Annotated in this window: 9 protein-coding genes; 5 read left to right on the top strand and 4 right to left on the bottom strand. The window is 66.8% G+C overall.

Translation table 11 applies throughout. The annotated features are described in order from the left end of the window. Window positions 1-132: 132 nt before the first annotated feature. Window positions 133-1,620: a SulP family inorganic anion transporter gene (locus tag ACCQ04_RS03260; protein WP_226426862.1), complete on the bottom strand. Its 1,488-nt coding sequence runs from the start codon at window positions 1,618-1,620 to the stop codon at window positions 133-135. Window positions 1,621-1,831: 211 nt separating this feature from the next. On the opposite strand from ACCQ04_RS03260, the gene ACCQ04_RS03255 reads away from it, so the two are divergent. Further along, entirely contained in the window at window positions 1,832-3,280 is a 1,449-nt protein-coding gene (locus ACCQ04_RS03255) for a glycoside hydrolase family 5 protein (protein ID WP_166764063.1), read from the top strand. Between the two features lie 305 nt (window positions 3,281-3,585). After that, window positions 3,586-5,718 (top strand): methyl-accepting chemotaxis protein, encoded by a 2,133-nt coding sequence (locus ACCQ04_RS03250; RefSeq protein ID WP_181109383.1) that lies wholly within the window; start codon window positions 3,586-3,588, stop codon window positions 5,716-5,718. 556 nt (window positions 5,719-6,274) lie between these two features. Here ACCQ04_RS03250 and ACCQ04_RS03245 read toward each other — a convergent pair. Further along, window positions 6,275-9,040, bottom strand: coding sequence for a PAS domain S-box protein (locus ACCQ04_RS03245; protein ID WP_372358769.1), 2,766 nt, complete (start codon window positions 9,038-9,040; stop codon window positions 6,275-6,277). A gap of 86 nt (window positions 9,041-9,126) precedes the next feature. Between ACCQ04_RS03245 and ACCQ04_RS03240 the strand changes: the two genes are divergently transcribed. Continuing rightward, window positions 9,127-12,006 (top strand): M16 family metallopeptidase, encoded by a 2,880-nt coding sequence (locus tag ACCQ04_RS03240; RefSeq protein ID WP_226426864.1) that lies wholly within the window; start codon window positions 9,127-9,129, stop codon window positions 12,004-12,006. Between the two features lie 311 nt (window positions 12,007-12,317). Then, window positions 12,318-13,253 (top strand): GAF domain-containing protein, encoded by a 936-nt coding sequence (locus ACCQ04_RS03235; protein ID WP_184615769.1) that lies wholly within the window; start codon window positions 12,318-12,320, stop codon window positions 13,251-13,253. 824 nt (window positions 13,254-14,077) lie between these two features. Here ACCQ04_RS03235 and ACCQ04_RS03230 read toward each other — a convergent pair. Together ACCQ04_RS03230 and ACCQ04_RS03225 are read right to left on the bottom strand one after the other, a co-directional pair. After that, window positions 14,078-15,091: a hypothetical protein gene (locus ACCQ04_RS03230; RefSeq protein WP_226426865.1), complete on the bottom strand. Its 1,014-nt coding sequence runs from the start codon at window positions 15,089-15,091 to the stop codon at window positions 14,078-14,080. Between the two features lie 275 nt (window positions 15,092-15,366). Then, window positions 15,367-16,119, bottom strand: a complete 753-nt coding sequence (locus tag ACCQ04_RS03225; RefSeq protein ID WP_226426866.1) for a DNA-formamidopyrimidine glycosylase family protein — start codon at window positions 16,117-16,119, stop codon at window positions 15,367-15,369. Between the two features lie 107 nt (window positions 16,120-16,226). Between ACCQ04_RS03225 and ACCQ04_RS03220 the strand changes: the two genes are divergently transcribed. Next, entirely contained in the window at window positions 16,227-17,009 is a 783-nt protein-coding gene (locus tag ACCQ04_RS03220; protein ID WP_226426867.1) for a DUF72 domain-containing protein, read from the top strand. The last annotated feature ends 378 nt before the right edge of the window (window positions 17,010-17,387 follow it).

Below are 17,387 nucleotides of genomic sequence, written 5' to 3'. Positions count from 1 at the left end.
TACCGGCAGTCTCGATGCCGGTTCATCGGCGCTGAACGCGCGAACTTGAGTCCGCCCGCCGGCCGGCGCAGCGCACGGCCAGCCGGCGTACACGGATGTGCAGGCGCACGACCGGCCGGCGCACCAGCGCGCTTACGGCAGTGCAGACTCCAGCGCATCGTCGCCCAGCGCGTGCGCCTGCATCAGGCGCCGGCTGCCGGCATTCAGCCCTTTGACCTGGACGTCCAGCCCATGATGGCGCAGCCGCTGCACCACTTTGTCCAGCGCCGCCACCGCGGTGATGTCCCAGAAATGCGCGCGGCCGACGTCGATCACCACTGCGCGGCCGGGCACCTGGCGCGCGTCGAAGGCGTCGATGAACACGTCGGCCGAGGCGAAGAACACCTGCCCGCGCACGTGGTAGGTACGCACGCCGTCGTCGCCGTCGCTGTGCATGATCTGCAGCAGCCCGGCCACCTTGAAGGTGAAGAACACCCCGCTCAACACCACCCCCACCGCCACCCCGGCGGCCAGGTTGCGGGTGACCAGGGTCACCGCCACGGTGGCCAGCATCACCACGCTGGAGGTGCGCGGATGGGTGACCACGGTGCGCAGCGAACGCCAGTCAAAGGTCTCGGCCGAGACCATCACCATGATCGCCACCAACGCGATCACCGGCACCTGCGAGACCCACGGCTTGAGCAGCACCATCAGGATCAGCAGGAACACCCCGGCGAACAGGGTGGAGAGACGGCCCCGCCCGCCGTATTTCACGTTGCCCACGGTCTGCCCGATCATGCCGCAGCCGGCAATGCCGCCGAACAGGCTGGCCGCGGTATTGGCCAGACCCAGCCCGGTGCACTCGCGGTTCTTGTTGCTCGGGGTGTCGGTGAGTTCGTCGACCACGCGTGCGGTCATCAGCGATTCGAGCAGCCCCACCATCGCGATGGCCAGCGCCGGCAAGGCGATGATGCGCAAGGTCTCCAGCGTCAGCGGCACCGCCGGCCATTGCAGGACCGGCAGCGCGTTGGGCAGCTTGCCCAGATCGGCCACCGTCTCCAGCGGCAGGTGCAACGCTGAGCCCAGCCCCGTCAGCACCAGGATGCACAGCAGCGGCGAAGGGATTGCCGACACGCCCGGCAGCGGCAGCCGCGGCAGGCCGTAGATGATGAGCAGGCCCAACGCCAACATGCCCCAGGTGGCCAGGTTGGCGTGCTGCAGATGCGGCAGCTGCGCGGCGAAGATCAGCACCGCCAGCGCGTTGACGAAGCCGGTGCGCACCGAGCTGCTGACAAAACGCATCAGCACGCCCAGCCGCAACAGACCGAACAGGATCTGCACCGCACCGGCCAGCAGCCCGGCCGCCAGCAGATAAGGCAAGCCGTGCGCGGCGACCAGCGGTGCGGCCACCAGGGCCACCGACCCGGCCGCAGCGGAAATCATCGCCGGGCGGCCGCCGAAGAACGCGATGACAATCCCGATCACGAAAGACGCGAACAACCCCACTTGCGGGTCGACGCCGGCCACGAACGCAAAGGCGATCACTTCGGGAATCAGCGCAAAGGTAGCGACCGCACCGGCCATCAGTTCGCGCGCAGGCGAGGCGCGCCATTGCGCCAGTTCGGCACGCAGAAAGGACATTGGAAGACACTCCGGGGACAGAAAGGACAGCCTGCGGACAGGCGACAGCGGCGATAGTGTGCGCGAAAGCGACCCGGCCCGCAGCCAGCGTGTGACCGGTGCGGCAATGCGCCTTTCTGTGGTCCGGATCACGCCAAACGATGCGGCCGCGGACCAAGATGCCCCCCTCACCGGGTTCGGGTGTCGAGCCGGGTTCGCTAGGGAGACCACCATGTCCATTTTCAGGACTGCCAGTACGCTCGCACTGGCCACCGCGCTGGCGCTCGCCGCCGCACCGGCCTTCAGCTACTCCATCAGCAACAACAAGATTGTCGACGACAGCGGAAAGGTGGTCCAGCTCAAGGGCGTCAACGTATTCGGATTCGAGACCGGCAACCATGTCATGCACGGTCTGTGGGCACGCAACTGGAAGGACATGATCAACCAGATGCAGGGCCTGGGCTTCAACGCCGTGCGTCTGCCGTTCTGCCCGGCCACCCTGCGCAGCAGCACGATGCCGACCAGCATCGATTACAGCCTCAATGCCGATCTGCAGGGCCTGAGCTCGCTGCAGATCCTGGACAAGGTGATCAACGAGTTCAACGCGCGCGGTATGTATGTGCTGCTGGATCACCACACCCCCGATTGCGCCGCCATCTCCGAGCTCTGGTACACCGGCTCGTATTCCGAAGCGCAGTGGCTGGACGATCTGCGCTTTGTCGCCAACCGCTACAAGAACGTGCCCAGCGTGATCGGCCTGGACCTGAAGAACGAGCCGCACGGTGCCGCCACCTGGGGCACCGGCAATGCGGCCACCGACTGGAACAAGGCTGCCGAGCGCGGCTCGGCCGCGGTGCTGGCGGTGGCACCGAAGTGGATCATCGCGGTGGAAGGCATCACCGACAATCCGGTCTGCTCGACCAACGGCGGCATCTTCTGGGGCGGCAACCTGCAGCCACTGGCCTGCACCCCGCTGAACATTCCGGCCAACCGGCTGCTGCTGGCACCGCATGTGTACGGGCCGGACGTGTACGCGCAGGCGTACTTCAACGACAGCAACTTCCCCAACAACATGCCGGCGATCTGGGACCGCCACTTCGGCCAGTTCGCCGGCACGTATGCGCTGCTGCTGGGCGAATTCGGCGGCAAGTACGGCGAAGGCGACGCACGCGACAAGGTCTGGCAGGACGCGCTGGTGAAGTACCTGCGCAGCAAGGGCATCAACGAGGGCTTCTACTGGTCGTGGAATCCCAACAGCGGCGACACCGGCGGCATCCTGCGCGACGACTGGACCAGCGTGCGCGAAGACAAGATGGCGCTGCTGCGGACGCTGTGGGGCACGGTGAGCAGCACCACGCCGACGCCGACGCCCACACCTACTCCCACTCCGACTCCCACGCCAACACCGACACCGACACCGACACCCAGCGGCAGCTTCAGCACCAAGGTGAGCGTGGACAGCCAGTGGAACGGTGGCTACTGCAATCGCGTGCAGGTCACCAACACCGGCACCGCCAGCGGCACCTGGGCGATCTCGCTGCCGGTCACCGGCACCGTCAACAACGCCTGGAACGTCACCTGGTCGCAGAGCGGCAGCACGCTCAAGGCCAGCGGGGTGGACTTCAACCGCACCCTGGCCGCCGGTGCGACGGCCGAATTCGGCTTCTGCGCGGCAGGCTAATGCAATAAGGCGGGCACGCAGTGCGTGTCCGCCATTACCTTGCACACTGCCGACGGTCTGCAAGTCACCAATGTCGCGTCCCCATCGATCGCTGGATCGATGCCCATGACCTGGTAGGAGCGCCCCCGGGCGCGATGAAGCGTTATCGATAACGCCCCATCGCGCCCGGGGGCGCTCCTACATTGCAGCTGCCGCAAGCGGACGCTGCCGCAATTAGCATTCAACCCGCATGTGAATCAGCCGCTATTCATGACATAGCGCCCTGCGCGCGTTCTGGATGCCGTCCCATGCCTGTTGTCTCCCTGTTGCGTCGTCACGTTGCCAATCTCCCGCTTACCCGCAAGTTCGTCCTGTTGTGCAGTTTGTTGACGGTGGGCGTGATCCTGCTGGCAGTGGCTGCGGCCCGCTTGCAATATCTGGACCTGATCGAGGCGCGCAAGCTCAGCGTCAAGACCGAGGTGGAGATGGGCCTGACCGTGATGCAGCACTACGCAGACAAAGCCAAGGCCGGCGAGCTGACGGTCGAACAGGCCAAGGAAGCTGCGCGCACCACGCTGGCCGACATGCGCACCAACGACGGGGTGGATTACTTCTTCATCGTCGACCCGCAGATGCGCATCCTGATGCATCCCAAGCGCGCCGTCGGCACCGACATGAGCGACTACAAGAGCGATGCCGGGCAGTACGTCTATCGCGACATCAAGACGGCGATCGAGCGCGGCAACGGCTTCAGTTATTACAACGCGCCCAAGCCGGGCAAGCAGGAGCAGCTGCCCAAGATCAGCTATGCCAAGACCTTTCCGGCCTGGAACTGGGTATTGGTGATGGGCGTGTACGCCGAGGACATCCAGGTGCAGGCCTGGGGCTTCACCCGCACCTTGACCTTGATCGGCGGCGCCTTGGTGGCGATGGTGATCGGCCTGTGCTGGTTGATCGCCTCGGCGATGGCGGCACCGCTGCGGGCAGCATCGCGCACTGCAGAGGCGATCGCCTCGGGCCGCTTCGACAACGATATCCGGGTTGAATCGCGCGACGAAACCGGCCAGCTGATGCACAGCATGCAGCAGATGCAGACCCAGTTGCAGCGCTTCAACGGCGAAATGCAGACCATGATCCGCCTGCAGCAGGGCGAGAACATCGCGCACCGCATTCCGGAGGATTTCCCCGGCGATTACGGCACCCTGGCGCATGGCGTGAACACGGTGGTGTTCGAGCATCTGGATGCCATCAACGAGGCGATGGACCTGATGGGCGAGTACGGCCGCGGCGATCTGCGCCGCGACATGCGTCGCCTGCCCGGCCAGCGCGCGGCGCTGCACGAAGCGCTGGACACGGTGAAGAGCAATCTGTCGGCGATCAACAGCGATATCGCGCGCCTGGCCGACGCGGCCGCGCGCGGCGATTTCTCCGCACGTGGCGAGCAGGCGCGCTACCAGTTCGCATTTGCCGAAATGGTGCAGGCATTGAACCGCCTGATGCAGCAGGCCGATGCAGGCCTGGACGATGTCGGCCGCATCATGGCCGCGATTGCCGATGGCGATCTGTCGCAGCGGGTGGAATCGCATTACGAGGGCGCATTCGGCCGCCTGGCCAATGCGGCCAACCGTACGGCGATCCAGCTGACCACCATCGTGCAGGGCATCCAGCACTCGGCCGAGATGATCAACACCGCCGCCGGCGAGATCGCCAGCGGCAATGCCGACCTGTCCACACGCACCGAGCACCAGGCGGCGAACCTGGAAGAAACCGCCGCGTCGATGGAAGAACTCACCTCCACCGTGCGCCAGAACGCCGACAACGCGCGCCAGGCCAATCAGCTGGTCAAGGGCACCGGCGAAGTGGCCGAAAGCGGCGGCCGCGTGGTGCAGGAAGTGGTCAGCACCATGCAGGCGATCACGCAATCGTCGGCACGGATCTCCGACATCATCGGGGTGATCGACGGCATCGCGTTCCAGACCAACATCCTGGCCTTGAACGCGGCAGTGGAAGCGGCACGCGCCGGCGAGCAGGGCCGCGGATTTGCGGTGGTGGCCACCGAAGTGCGCGCGCTGGCGCAGCGTTCGGCCGGTGCGGCCAAGGAGATCAAGCAGCTGATCTCCGATTCGGTGGAAAAGGTGGCGCAGGGCTCGGACCTGGTGCAACAGGCCGGCAGCACGATGACCGAGGTGGTCAGCTCGGTGCAGCGGGTGACCGACATCATGGCCGAGATCACCGCCGCCAGCACCGAGCAAAGCGCCGGTATCGAGCAGGTCAGCACCACGGTGATGCAGCTGGATGAAATGACCCAGCAGAACGCGGCGCTGGTGGAAGAAGCCACCGCTGCGGCACGCAGCATGGAAGACCAGGCGGCGGATCTGACCCGCGCAGTGGCAGTGTTCCGGTTGGTGCCGGAGCAGGCTGCGCTGACGCAACGGCGCTCGGTGGTGCAGGCGGCTTGATTGAGGGATGTAGAGCGCCTCCCCCTGCGAGCGCGAAAGCACGGCATGCGCGCCACTGGCGCGCGTGACGCAACCGCGGGCTGGGGCGCGGAGCGGGGATTCGGGTAAGGGTGCCCCCGAAAGCCGCATATGCACAGAACAAGCGCGTCATCGAATCCAAAAAAGCTGACCAGACCTCAGATCAGCAGACAGCCGCACAACGTGCACGGCTCACAACCATGCATACCGACTATCCCGATAGGTCCTTGTCCGCCCACCGTCGCGGGACCTTACGCGGCATGGATGCCGCGTAAGAGCCTACATGGACGTACTTGCGGCGTGTCCTGCGATGGTGGGCGGGCAAGGGCCTTGCAGCCAAACCCCAGATCATCGCTCTGCAATCGATGCATCCATCCCCTGCATCACCTCTCCAGACGGCCGCGATAATGGGCCTCAACATCGCCGGTAGTGAACATCATCGATGCGATTGACGCGGTTTTATGGGTAGGCCGTACCCTCACCCGCCCTGCGGGCACCTTCTGCTGTTGGAGAAGTGTGTGTTGCTGCATGCGCTGCGTCAGCGCGCGGCCTCGCGTCCGGTGGTGGCACTGCCGTGGCGGGCGCGTTTGACGGCGTACATCGCTTCGTCTGCCGCGTGCATCAAGCTGGCAGCGTCGGCTTGCTGGCCGTGTTGCCAGGCGACGCCGATGCTGGACCGGATCGGCAGATGTTGCTCACCGAACATGGCACCCGCCGCCGATGCGGCGCGGATCCGGTCTGCCACGGCGGCACATTCGGTCTGCGGATCCTGCAGGTTGTCCAGCAGCACCACGAATTCGTCGCCGGCCAGGCGTGCTACCAGATAGCGGCCTTCGGCCGCCTGCTGCAGGCAGCGGCCGAAGGCGACCAGCACTGCGTCGCCGGCGCGGTGGCCGTGGACATCGTTGATGCGTTTGAAGCCGTCCAGATCCAGGAACATCACCGCGACCGCGCACTGCCGCTGTTGCGCCTGGGTCACCGCAACCTGCAGCGCCTCGGACCAGGCGTGGCGATTGGGCAGGCCGGTCAGGGCGTCGCGGGTCGCACGCTCGTGCATCAGCCGATGCAGGGTCTTGTGCGCGGTGACATCCTGCGCCATCAGGAAGAATCCCTGCGCCTGCGCCGCTGCGCCCTGCATTTCCGGCACCAGGGTGATTTCCACATCGCGCGGTGTCGCGCCACCACGCAGAACGTGTTCGAAGTGGGCCCGCTGCCCGGCGCTCACCTGCGCCAGCGCAGCGCGCGCCTCCGCACCGAGCTCCTCGCCCAGTACCTGGGTGATCGCGCAGCCGACCAGACTGGCCGGCTCCACGCCGAGCCAGTCGCGATGCGCCTGGTTGGCGAACAGGCAGCGCTGCGCGGCATCGTAATGTCCCACCAGGGTGGGGGTGGCATCGCTGATCGCACGCAGCCGCGCTTCGCTTTCGGCCAGACGCTCGGCGGCGACATGGCGTTCGGTGACGTCCTGGATCTGCGAGACGAAATGCACCGGCGCGCCGCTGCTGTCGCGCACCAGCGACACCGACAGCTGCGCCCAGATCACCGCGCCCTGCTGGCTGATGTAGCGCTTGGCCAGGCTGTAATTGTCGCGCTTGCCGTCGATCAGTTCCTGCACCAGGCGCAGGTCCATGTCCAGATCGTCGGGGTGAGTGATGGTCTGGAAGGTGGTGCGCAACAGCTGCTCGCGCGGATATCCCAGGATGCTGCACAGCGACGGGTTGACGTCGCGCCAGTCGCCATCCAGCGAGACGATCGCCATGCCCTGCGGGGCGGTTTCGAACGCACCGCGGAAGTGCTCGGCCGCCAGCTGCGCGGCGGCCTGCGCCTGCAGCTCGGCGGTGACGTCGATGGCCATTGCCAGATAGCCGGACAGTCCCTGCTGCGCGTCGTGGATGATGTTGAAGCACAGCCGTACGCGCCGCAGTCCGCCGTCCTTGCGCACCAGGGTCCAGATTTCTTCTTCGAGCAAGTCGCCTGCAGCGGCGGCGGCCAGCTTGATGTACGACGGCGGCGACAACGCCAGCGTGGCCATGTGCCGCTCCAGCTCGGCCGGCAGGTGGAACTGCGCCGGGCAGCGGCCCAACACCTCGTCGGCCGCGTAGCCCAGCAGGCGCTCGGCGCCGGGGTTGAACAATTCGATGCGCCCGTTCGGATCGAACGCGATGATCGCCACATCCTGCGAGGCGTCCACCAGCGACTGCAGGCGTGCGCGCTCGCCCGCCAGCGCAGCCGAGGCATCGCGCAACTGGGTGATGTCGTGCATCACGCATACCGCACCCAATGCCGCGCCCTGGTCGCTGACCACCGGGTCGGCATTGCACAGCACGCTGCGTGCCGGCTGGCCGGTGGCACGGATCACCATCTCGGCATTGCGCACGTGCTCGCCGGCCCAGGCGCGCACCAGCGGGATGGCCTCGGTGGGCAGCAGCGCACTGCCGTCGGCGTTATAGAGATCGAAGTGCTGGGCCCATTGCGTCGGCGGCAACAGGCGCGGATCGGTACCGTGCCATTGCCGTGCGGCGTGGTTGAACTCATGCAGCAGCCCGTCGCTGTCGCAGGACACCACGCCGTCGGGCATGGCTTCCAGCAAACGGCTCAGGGTCTGCCGCTGCGCCTGCGCAGCCAACCGGTCGCGACGCGCCTCCAGTTGACCGACGGCCTGCCGCGCCAGGCGGATCAGGCCTTGCTTTTGGTCTTCGTCGAGCAGCCGCGATTGGGTGCTGAGCGTGCACAAGGTGCCGTAGGCATAGCCCTCACGGCCGACCAGCGGCACGCCCGCATACGAGCGCACCCCTGGCGCGGCAGTGACCAGCGGGTTGCGCGCGAAGCGCGGATCGGCCGCCGCATCGGGCACTTCCAGCAGCTCGGTCCCCATCACCGTGTAGGAACAGAACGACATCGCGCGCGGGGTACCTTCCAGATCGGTGCCACAACGCGCTTTGAACCACTGGCGGTCGGCGTCCAGCAGCGACACCAGCGCCATCGGGGCGCCGGTGATGTGGGCCGCCAGCCAGGCGATATCGTCGAATTCGGCCTCCGGCTCGGTATCCAGCACCCCCAACCGACGCACCGCCTCCACGCGCAAGGCGTCGTCGGCGGGAATGGGTACGGGCGGCAACAGGACGGTCATGGCGTGATCGGCGGGCAACGTCTGGGCAAGGTAGGTCGCCCCAGGTAACGGCGAGGCGATGATCAACTTGAGCGCGTGCGCCGGGCCTGCTGGCGGGCCTGCTGGCGGGCCGGTGGTTGCCGCACCCCGCCCGCGCCGGCCCGGGCGTCCCGTCGCACGCCGCCCTGCCGGCAGCCGCACCTGCCCCCCTGCCGGACAGCATTTGCGACGCCGACAGGCAGCCACTACCCTCGGCCGATTGTCCTGCTCTGGAGTGTCACATGCTGCGTCCGCTGTCCCTGTTGATCGCCGGTGTGCTCGGCGTCGCTGCCGGTACCGTTGCTCCCGCCGTCGCTGCCGCCCCGGCCAGCCTGTCCAAGCCCGCGGCCAGCAGTGCCATTCCCGAGATCGGCTACACCCGCTTCACCCTGCCCAACGGCCTGACCGTGGTGGTGCACGAGGACCACAAGGCGCCGGTGGTGGCGGTGAGCATCTGGTACCACATCGGTTCCGGGGACGAGCCGGCCGGCAAGACCGGCTTTGCGCACCTGTTCGAGCACCTGATGTTCTCCGGCTCGGAGAACAACAAGGGCAGCTTCTTCGCGCCGCTGGAAAAGGTCGGCACCACCGACATGAACGGCACCACCTGGTTCGACCGCACCAACTATTTCGAGACCGTGCCGACCACCGCGCTGGACACCGCGCTGTGGCTGGAATCGGACCGCATGGGCCACCTGCTCGGCGTGATCGGCCAGGAAGAACTCGACACCCAGCGCGGCGTGGTGCAGAACGAGAAGCGCCAGGGCGAGAACCGCCCCTACGGCCGCGTGGACCAGAACATCCTGTCCAACCTGTTCCCGGCCAACCACCCGTACCAGCACGACACCATCGGCTCGATGGAAGATCTGGACGCGGCCTCGCTGGCCGACGTCAAACAGTGGTTCAACGACAACTATGGCGCCGCCAACACCACCCTGGTGCTGGCCGGCGACATCACCGTGGCGCAGGCGCGTGCCAAGGCGCTGCAGTATTTCGGCGACATCCCGTCCGGCAAGCCGGTGGCGCGCCAGCAGCCGTGGGTGACTCCGCTGGCCGCGCAGAAGCGTGGCGTGCAGCACGACCACGTCTCGCAGCCGCGCATCTACCGCACCTGGGCCGCGCCGCAGCTGGGCAGCGATGCGGCGATCCAGCTGGACCTGGCCACCACCGTGCTCGGCGGCGGCAAGACCTCGCGGCTGTATCAGCGCCTGGTCTACCAGGACAATCTGGTCGATGACGTGTCGGCGGCGATCCAGCCGTTCGCGCTGTCCAGCCAGGTGCAGATCCAGGCCGACGTGAAGGACGGCGTGGACCCGGCCAAGGTCGAGGCGATCATCGACGAGGAGCTCAAGAAGTTCATTGCTCAGGGCCCGACCGCCGACGAGCTGCAGCGCGCGCAGGTGGCCTACCGCGCCGGCTTCGTGCGCGGGCTGGAAAAGGTCGGCGGCTTCGGTGGCAAGGCGGTGATCCTGGCCGAGGGCCAGGTCTACCGCGGCGACCCGGGCGCCTACAAGCAGGATCTGCAGCGCGGCCAGGCCGCCACCGTGGACAGCGTCAAGCAGACCGCCGCCACCTGGTTCGGCAAGGGCGACTATCTGCTCACCGTGCTGCCGGCCGGCAAGGATTTCGATCCCGCCGCCGAAGACAAGGCAGTGGTCGCGCGTGGCGAAGAACCCGGCAAGCCGGCGCCCAGGCTGCCGGCCGCCGGCACTTACAAAACCACCGCCTCCACGCTGGACCGCAGCAAGGGCGTGCCGCAGACCAGCCAGTTCCCCGACCTGAGCTTCCCGCAGCTGCAGCGCGGCAAGTTGAAGAACGGTGTCGAGGTGATCCTGGCCGAGCGCCACACCATCCCGGTCACCCAGGTGGAGCTGCTGTTCGATGCCGGGTATGCGGCCGACCAGGGCAACAAGCTCGGGACCGCCAGCTTCAGCGCCGCGCTGATGAACGAGAGCACCGCCGCGCTGGATTCGGTGGAAGTGGCGCAGCGTCGCCAGCGCCTGGGCGCCATCACGGCGGTCGGCTGCGATCTGGACAGCTGCAGCGCCTCGCTGGATGCGCTCAACGACCAGTTGCAGCCGTCGCTGCAGCTGTTCTCCGACATCGTGCGCAACCCGGCCTTCAAGGCTGCCGACATCGAGCGCATCCGTGGCCAGTGGCTGGCCGGCATTGCGCAGGAAAAGACCCAGCCCAACAGCCTGGCGCTGCGTGCGCTGCCGCCGTTGCTGTTCGGCCAGAACCACCCCTACGGCATCCCGCTCACCGGCAGCGGCACCGAGGCGGCGATCAAGAGCCTCAACGCCCAGGACCTGCAGGCCTTCCACCGCCAGTGGCTGCGTCCGGACAACCTGCGCATCCTGGTGGCCGGCGATACCACGCTGGCGCAGATCATCCCGCAGCTGGATGCCGCCTTCGGCGACTGGAAGGCACCTGCCACGCCGTTGCCGAAGAAGAACCTGGTCCAGGTCGCCGCGCAGCCCAAGCCGCGCGTGTACCTGATCAACCGCCCGGATGCGCCGCAGTCGGTGATTCTGGCCGGCCTGCTCGCACCGTCCACCAAGGCGCCGGACAATCTGGCGATCGGCGTGGCCAACGGCGCCTTCGGCGGCACCTTCACCTCGCGCCTGAACATGAACCTGCGCGAGAACAAGCGCTGGGCCTACGGCGCCGGTACCCGCATGCTGGATGCGCAGGGCCAGCGGCCGTACATGTTCTCCGCGCCGGTGCAGACCGACAAGACCGCCGAGTCGGCCAACGAGATCCTCAAGGAAGCCACCGCGATCATCGGCGACAAGCCGCTGACCACCGACGAGATCGAGAAGATCAAGAACCAGCGCATCCGCGCCCTGCCCGGCAGCTTCGAAACCACTGGCGCGGTGCTGGGTGCGATCGAAGGCATCGTGCAGTTCGACCGCCCCGACGATTACGTGCAGACGCTCAAGCCGCGACTGGAAGCGATCGACCAGCCGGCCGCGCAGAAGGCCATCAAGGAAATCATCGCGCCCAATGCGATGACCTGGGTGATCGTGGGCGACCTGAAGAAGATCGAAGCCCCGGTGCGTGCGCTCAAGCTGGGTGAGGTGCAGGTGCTGGACGTGGACGGCAAGCCGGTCAAGCGCTGAGGCTGGTCAGTCGCACACCGACGGCGCGGCTTTCGAGCCGCGCCGTTTCCAGATCCGCGTACGCAACGGTGCGTGTGCGTATGAGTCCCCGGTTCCTGCGTGCAATGCGCAGGCACCACACTCGGGTTTGAAATCTCGCGCCGGCGCTTCAGTCCGCCGGTTGCATTTCCCCTAGCCTGCGCAGCGCGGCGGGGATGCGGATCTGAATCTGCCCTGCAGGCTGTGCTTGGGCGCATGGCAAATCCACGCGGCGTTATCGATGGTGCCGGTATCGTGGCCTCTTTCTCGCTCGCGCTTGTCCGACTTACCCGATGAAGCAAATGCCCCCGGCTGACGAAGCCTCCCGCCAACAAGTCCTGGACGGCTATCGCATCGTCGACAGCCTGCCCGAGGACACTTACCAGGACGTCGTGCAGGTGGCGGCCTCGCTGTGCGACACGCCGATCGCACTGATGTCGCTGGTCGATCGCGACCGCCAATGGTTCAAGGCCCAGCTCGGTCTGGGCATGCAGCAGACCGACCGCAGCCAGGCCGTGTGCGATCACGCCATCCGCAGCCCCGAGCAATTGATGGAAGTGCGCGACCTCACCCAGGACAGCCGTTTTGCCGATGTCTCTGTGGTCACCGGCGAGACCGGCGCGCGCTTCTATGCCGGCATGCCGCTGGTCACCTCCGACGGGGTGGCGTTGGGCACCGTCTGCGTGCTCGACACCGAGCCGCGCACGCTCACCGACACTCAACGCACCGGGCTGCAGGCACTGGCGCGCGTCACCATGCGCCTGCTGGACGAGCGCAAGCGCGAGCTGCAGCTCGAGCGCGAGGCGATCCTGCAGCCGGTGGCACCGGCGGCCGCCGATGCCGGTTATTACCTGGTGATTCTGGAAGTGCAGGAACTGGCCGCGCTGGCTGAAAAACAGAGCGAGCGGCTCCTGGGTCGCGCCTTGCAACAGCTCGACCAAGCCCTGGCCGCGCAGGCGCAAGCCAACGGTGACAGCGTGGACCGCGTGACCGACAGCGCCGAATTCATCGCCGTACTGCGCGATCCCAATGCCGAGCAGAAGCTGCAGCGCCTGCGCGACATCGCCCAGCAGCAGCACGCGCACGGGCTGACGGTGCTGATCGGCCAGGCACAGGCAACCCGTGGCGACGAGCCGATCGGACAAGTGTTCCTGCGCGCGGAAGTCGCGCTGAGTGTCGAGAAAGACCGTTACCGCCAGAGTCTGGCGCAGGACGGCCTCAGCGCCTGATGTAGCGCGGGGCGACAGTCCGGCTGCCGGCTGATCCGCCGTTTCATGGACCTGCCCTCACAACTCCCGCTGCGCGCCTCCAACCGCGCTTGCGTCGCGGGCGCTCCAAGGCATGCGCGCGCTTGCCGCGAAAGCCGTACCTTCTCGCCCAGGCGGGAGGGGGTTTTAGTCCCGATATCTGACGAAGCTGCCTTACTTCTTCAATTCCTGTCGGGACGCTTCCCTTCTCCCACCGGGAGAAGGGAAGCGCAGCGCCGCTCGTCCACTTCCACTTCGCGCGGCTACCAGGTGATTGAGCGGTGTGGGTGAGTCGGGTGCAGAGCTGCGGATCTGCGGTTTGGCTGCAGGGCCCTTGCCCGCCCACCATCGCAGGACACGCCGCAAGTACGTCCATGTAGGCTCTTACGCGGCATCCATGCCGCGTAAGGTCCCGCGACGGTGGGCGGGCAAGGACCTGTCGGGATGGTCGGTGTGCACGGCAAGAGCAGTGCTTGCTACGCGTTGTTCGGATTGTCGTGCGGCCGAAAATCTTCCATCGCAAGCCGAGCAACAACCAGGTTTTCACTTGGCCGCCGACCAACTTTCTAATGCGGTGTCCTTGCCGGTTGCGGGACCCTTGGCCGCATGAATGCCGCCAAGGAGCCTCCATGGACGGATTCACGGCGTGTCCCCGCGAGCGGTGAGGGCACTGCGCAATCGACTCAGTCGCGGTCACACGTCAACGCTGCGAGTGTGATCGATACGTTGCCGTCATCGGTACAGCCTTAGAGAGGTTTTGCCCGCCACTGCTGGTCAGCTGCACCCAACCGCAGCCACTGCCCCACTCACCCGATCGCACACTGCTTCAACTGGCGGTCCGCGTACCACAGCGCGCGGCGGGCCAGATCGTAGGCGCTGTCGGCCTGGCGCGGCAGCATCTGTGCGGCCATCACCGGGTCGGCGCCATTGTTCAAGGCGTGCTCGGCACGCTCCAGATCGCCCAGGTGCGTGCGCACCGGCGACAACAGGGATTTGCGTTTGGACGCATCGCAATGCGCACTGCGCTGCTCCAGCGCGGCCAGCGCCTCGCGGATGCGGCGGCTGGCTTCGCCCTTGAGATCGGGCGGTGTCTCGTGCGCGATCGGCGCGGCCTTATAGGCATCGCCGGTCGCCTCGCTGCCCATCTCGGCCTGATTGCCCGCCAGCGCGGGGTTGAAGCGCACATCCGGCGGTGGTCGCGCCTTGGCCACCTGCGTCTGCGGCCCGTTGAGCATGTCGTTGAACTTCTTCATGCCGCGATTCATTTCCTGCATCGCCACATCGCCCAGCGTGCCGTCGCTCTTCCAGTCCTTGGCAAAGCGCGTGTCCTGGTACTGCACCGGATTGACCCGTTCCATCACGTTGCGCGCCTTGGCCTGCGCGCGTTCGTCGGCCATGCCCGGCGGCACCGCGGCGCCGGCCTGCGCCATCGGGTCGACCTGCGCATCGCGCGGCATGCGCAAGCGGCCTTCGCGGGTGTAGAGCTGGGCCGCCATCGATTCGCCAGCGGGCACGTTGGCGGCCGCCACCTGCCGCTGCGGCGGTGGGGTGCGTGTCGGCGGTGGCGCACTGCGCGCGGATGAGGCCGCGGCAGGGGCTGCACGCGGTGTGGATTCGCGTTGCTGCGGCGGTGTCGCCGGCGCCGGCAACGTCAACTGCGGGCGCGGCACGAAATACACCTGCAAACTGTCGTCGTGTCGCACCGTGTTGCGCGGTGGCGGCATATACAGCAACAGACAGGCAAGAAAGAACAGGATGGCGCCCGTGCATGCGACAGCGGCGACATGCGGGACAAGCATTTCCTTCCTGCGGGTAATCACAATGCGGGAGACCGATGAGATGAGAGATGCGCACGCCGCACCGTGAACCCGGTGCAGGACGCGCAAATCTAGCGGGCGTGGCGTTTGCGCGCGTTTGAAATTCGTTGTTTGGGCCGCAGGCGCCAGCCGCCATTCACATTAGCGAGCGTGGCGATCGACTCTCCCTGCTTGCCGACGGGCACTGCCCTGCCCCGGCGGTATGGATCCTGCAGGCTGTGCCGGCGGTCGTTCGCCCTACGGCGGTCGATGCCGGCTGCCCAGGATGCGCACGTACCTCAGCCATCCTCCGGGCGGTACAGCCGCTGGCAGACCTCGCAGAAAAACGCCCGCCGCCCGGCCTTGCCCAGGTGCTTTCGATACTGCAGCGGCGCACCGTCGCGCGGGCAGCTGGTTTTGGTATGCACCTGATAATGCTTCTTCAGCACGAAGGCCTTTTTCCAGGTGTAGAAGTCGAAGCTATAGTCGCGCGCCTGGGTGACCAGCTCGCCGAGCTTGCGCGCCGGCAATGCGCCCACCGTGCTTTCCGGGTGCACACGGATGCGATGCAGCACTTCGTTCTTGATGATGTTGCCGACGCCGGCAAAGATGGTCTGGTCCAGCAATGCATCGGCGGCCAACATGCCGGGTGCCGCGCGCAACTTGCGCCGTGCCTGCGCGCCATCCCAGAGCGGGTTCATGACATCTGCGGTCCAGTCGTAGACCTCGTCCAGCGGGCGCTCGATGAACTGCACCGAGCAGGCGTAGAAATTCAACCGCTGGCCCTTGGAAAACTCCAGGCGCAGACGCGGCACCGCATTCGGCTTGTCCTCGTCGATGCGATAACTGCCGAACAACAGAAAGTGGATGCGCGCGCTGAAGTGCGCACACTCGATCAGGAAGTGCTTGCCCCAGCTGCGTAACGCCAGCACCTTTTGCTGCTCCAGCCGCGCGATGTCCTGCTTGCTGTTGCCCGACACGCGCAGGATCTTGCGGCCGACAAACGCTTCGGTCTGTTCGCGCAGGATGACAAGGGAAGGACCTTCTGGCATGTGCCCAGTATCGAAGTCGTCAGTGAGTCGGCCGTGAGCGCAGTGCACACGCAACGCTGACACGCGCGCATGCATAGAGTGCTGCCCACCCGTCTTGCGTACACCTCATGCAGGCTCGTTCATCCATCACCCTGCCGCGCGTGCGCTGTGGCTGCGCAGGCTGGTCGATCCCGGCCGCCGACCGCGCCGCATTCGGCGATGGTGCCAGCGTCTTGCAGCGCTATGCCACACGTTTTGATGCGGTGGAAATCAACTCCTCGTTCCACCGCCCGCACCGTGCCAGTACCTATGCACGCTGGGCCGACAGCGTGCCGGAGGATTTCCGCTTTTCGATCAAGCTGCCGCGCAGCATCAGCCACGATGCACGCCTGCAAGGTACCGGTGCATTGCTGGATGCCTTCCTTGCCCAGGCCGGTGCGCTGGGCACGCGACTGGGCTGCCTGCTGCTGCAACTGCCGCCCAGCGCTGTGTTCGATGCGCCGGTGGCGGCCAGGTTTTTCGCCATGCTGCGGCGGCGCTGGGACGGCGGCGTGGTGTGCGAGCCGCGCCATGCCAGCTGGTTTCTCCCGCAGGCACAGGCGCTGCTGGCACGCCACCGCATCGCACGCTGCGCCGCCGATCCGGCGCCGGTGCCGGACGCCGCCACACCGGGTGCGACAGCCGGCCCGCAGTACTGGCGCTGGCATGGCGCACCGCGCATTTACTACAGCAGCTACGACGCCAGTGCGCTGCAGACACTGGCCGACGCGGTGCGCAACGCAGCGCAGGACGCGACGCATCCGCAGGCAGAATGCTGGGTGATCTTCGACAACACTGCCGCCGGGCTGGCGGTGCCCAACGCGCTGCATCTGCAGCGTTTGTTGCAGACCGGTCGGGTGCGCCAAGGCTGACGCGCGAGGACGGCACGCCACCTGGCCTTATCCGGCGTGCCGCCGGGCGCGTCCACGCGGCGCTGCAATTGGTCAGGCGAGCAAGGCCGAACTGCCGCGGGCCAGTCCCACGTACGCCGGCCGCCGTGCACTGGCAGTGCCGCCCGCCGTTCGCCACGTGCCGCCCGCCGCGCGCTGTGGCGCGCATCTTGCAGCAATGTCGGCAATCCGACGCGGTCCGCACGCGGCTCAAGCTGCCTCGATCCGGGCCGATAGGCCTGAATCGGCAACCCAACCCGCGCAACCACCTGCAGCACCGCGCCGGATCACCTTGCTGAATCCAGTCGTCTCCGTGCGAAGCCTGTCGGCCTGCCGACACCGTCGTCCGGCCCCGCCCGC

The sequence above is a fragment of the Xanthomonas sp. NCPPB 2866 genome (assembly GCF_041475745.2).
Classification (GTDB): domain Bacteria; phylum Pseudomonadota; class Gammaproteobacteria; order Xanthomonadales; family Xanthomonadaceae; genus Xanthomonas; species Xanthomonas arboricola.
Note: the sequence above shows the minus strand (reverse complement) of the source record. Positions and strands in the feature narration are given on the sequence as shown.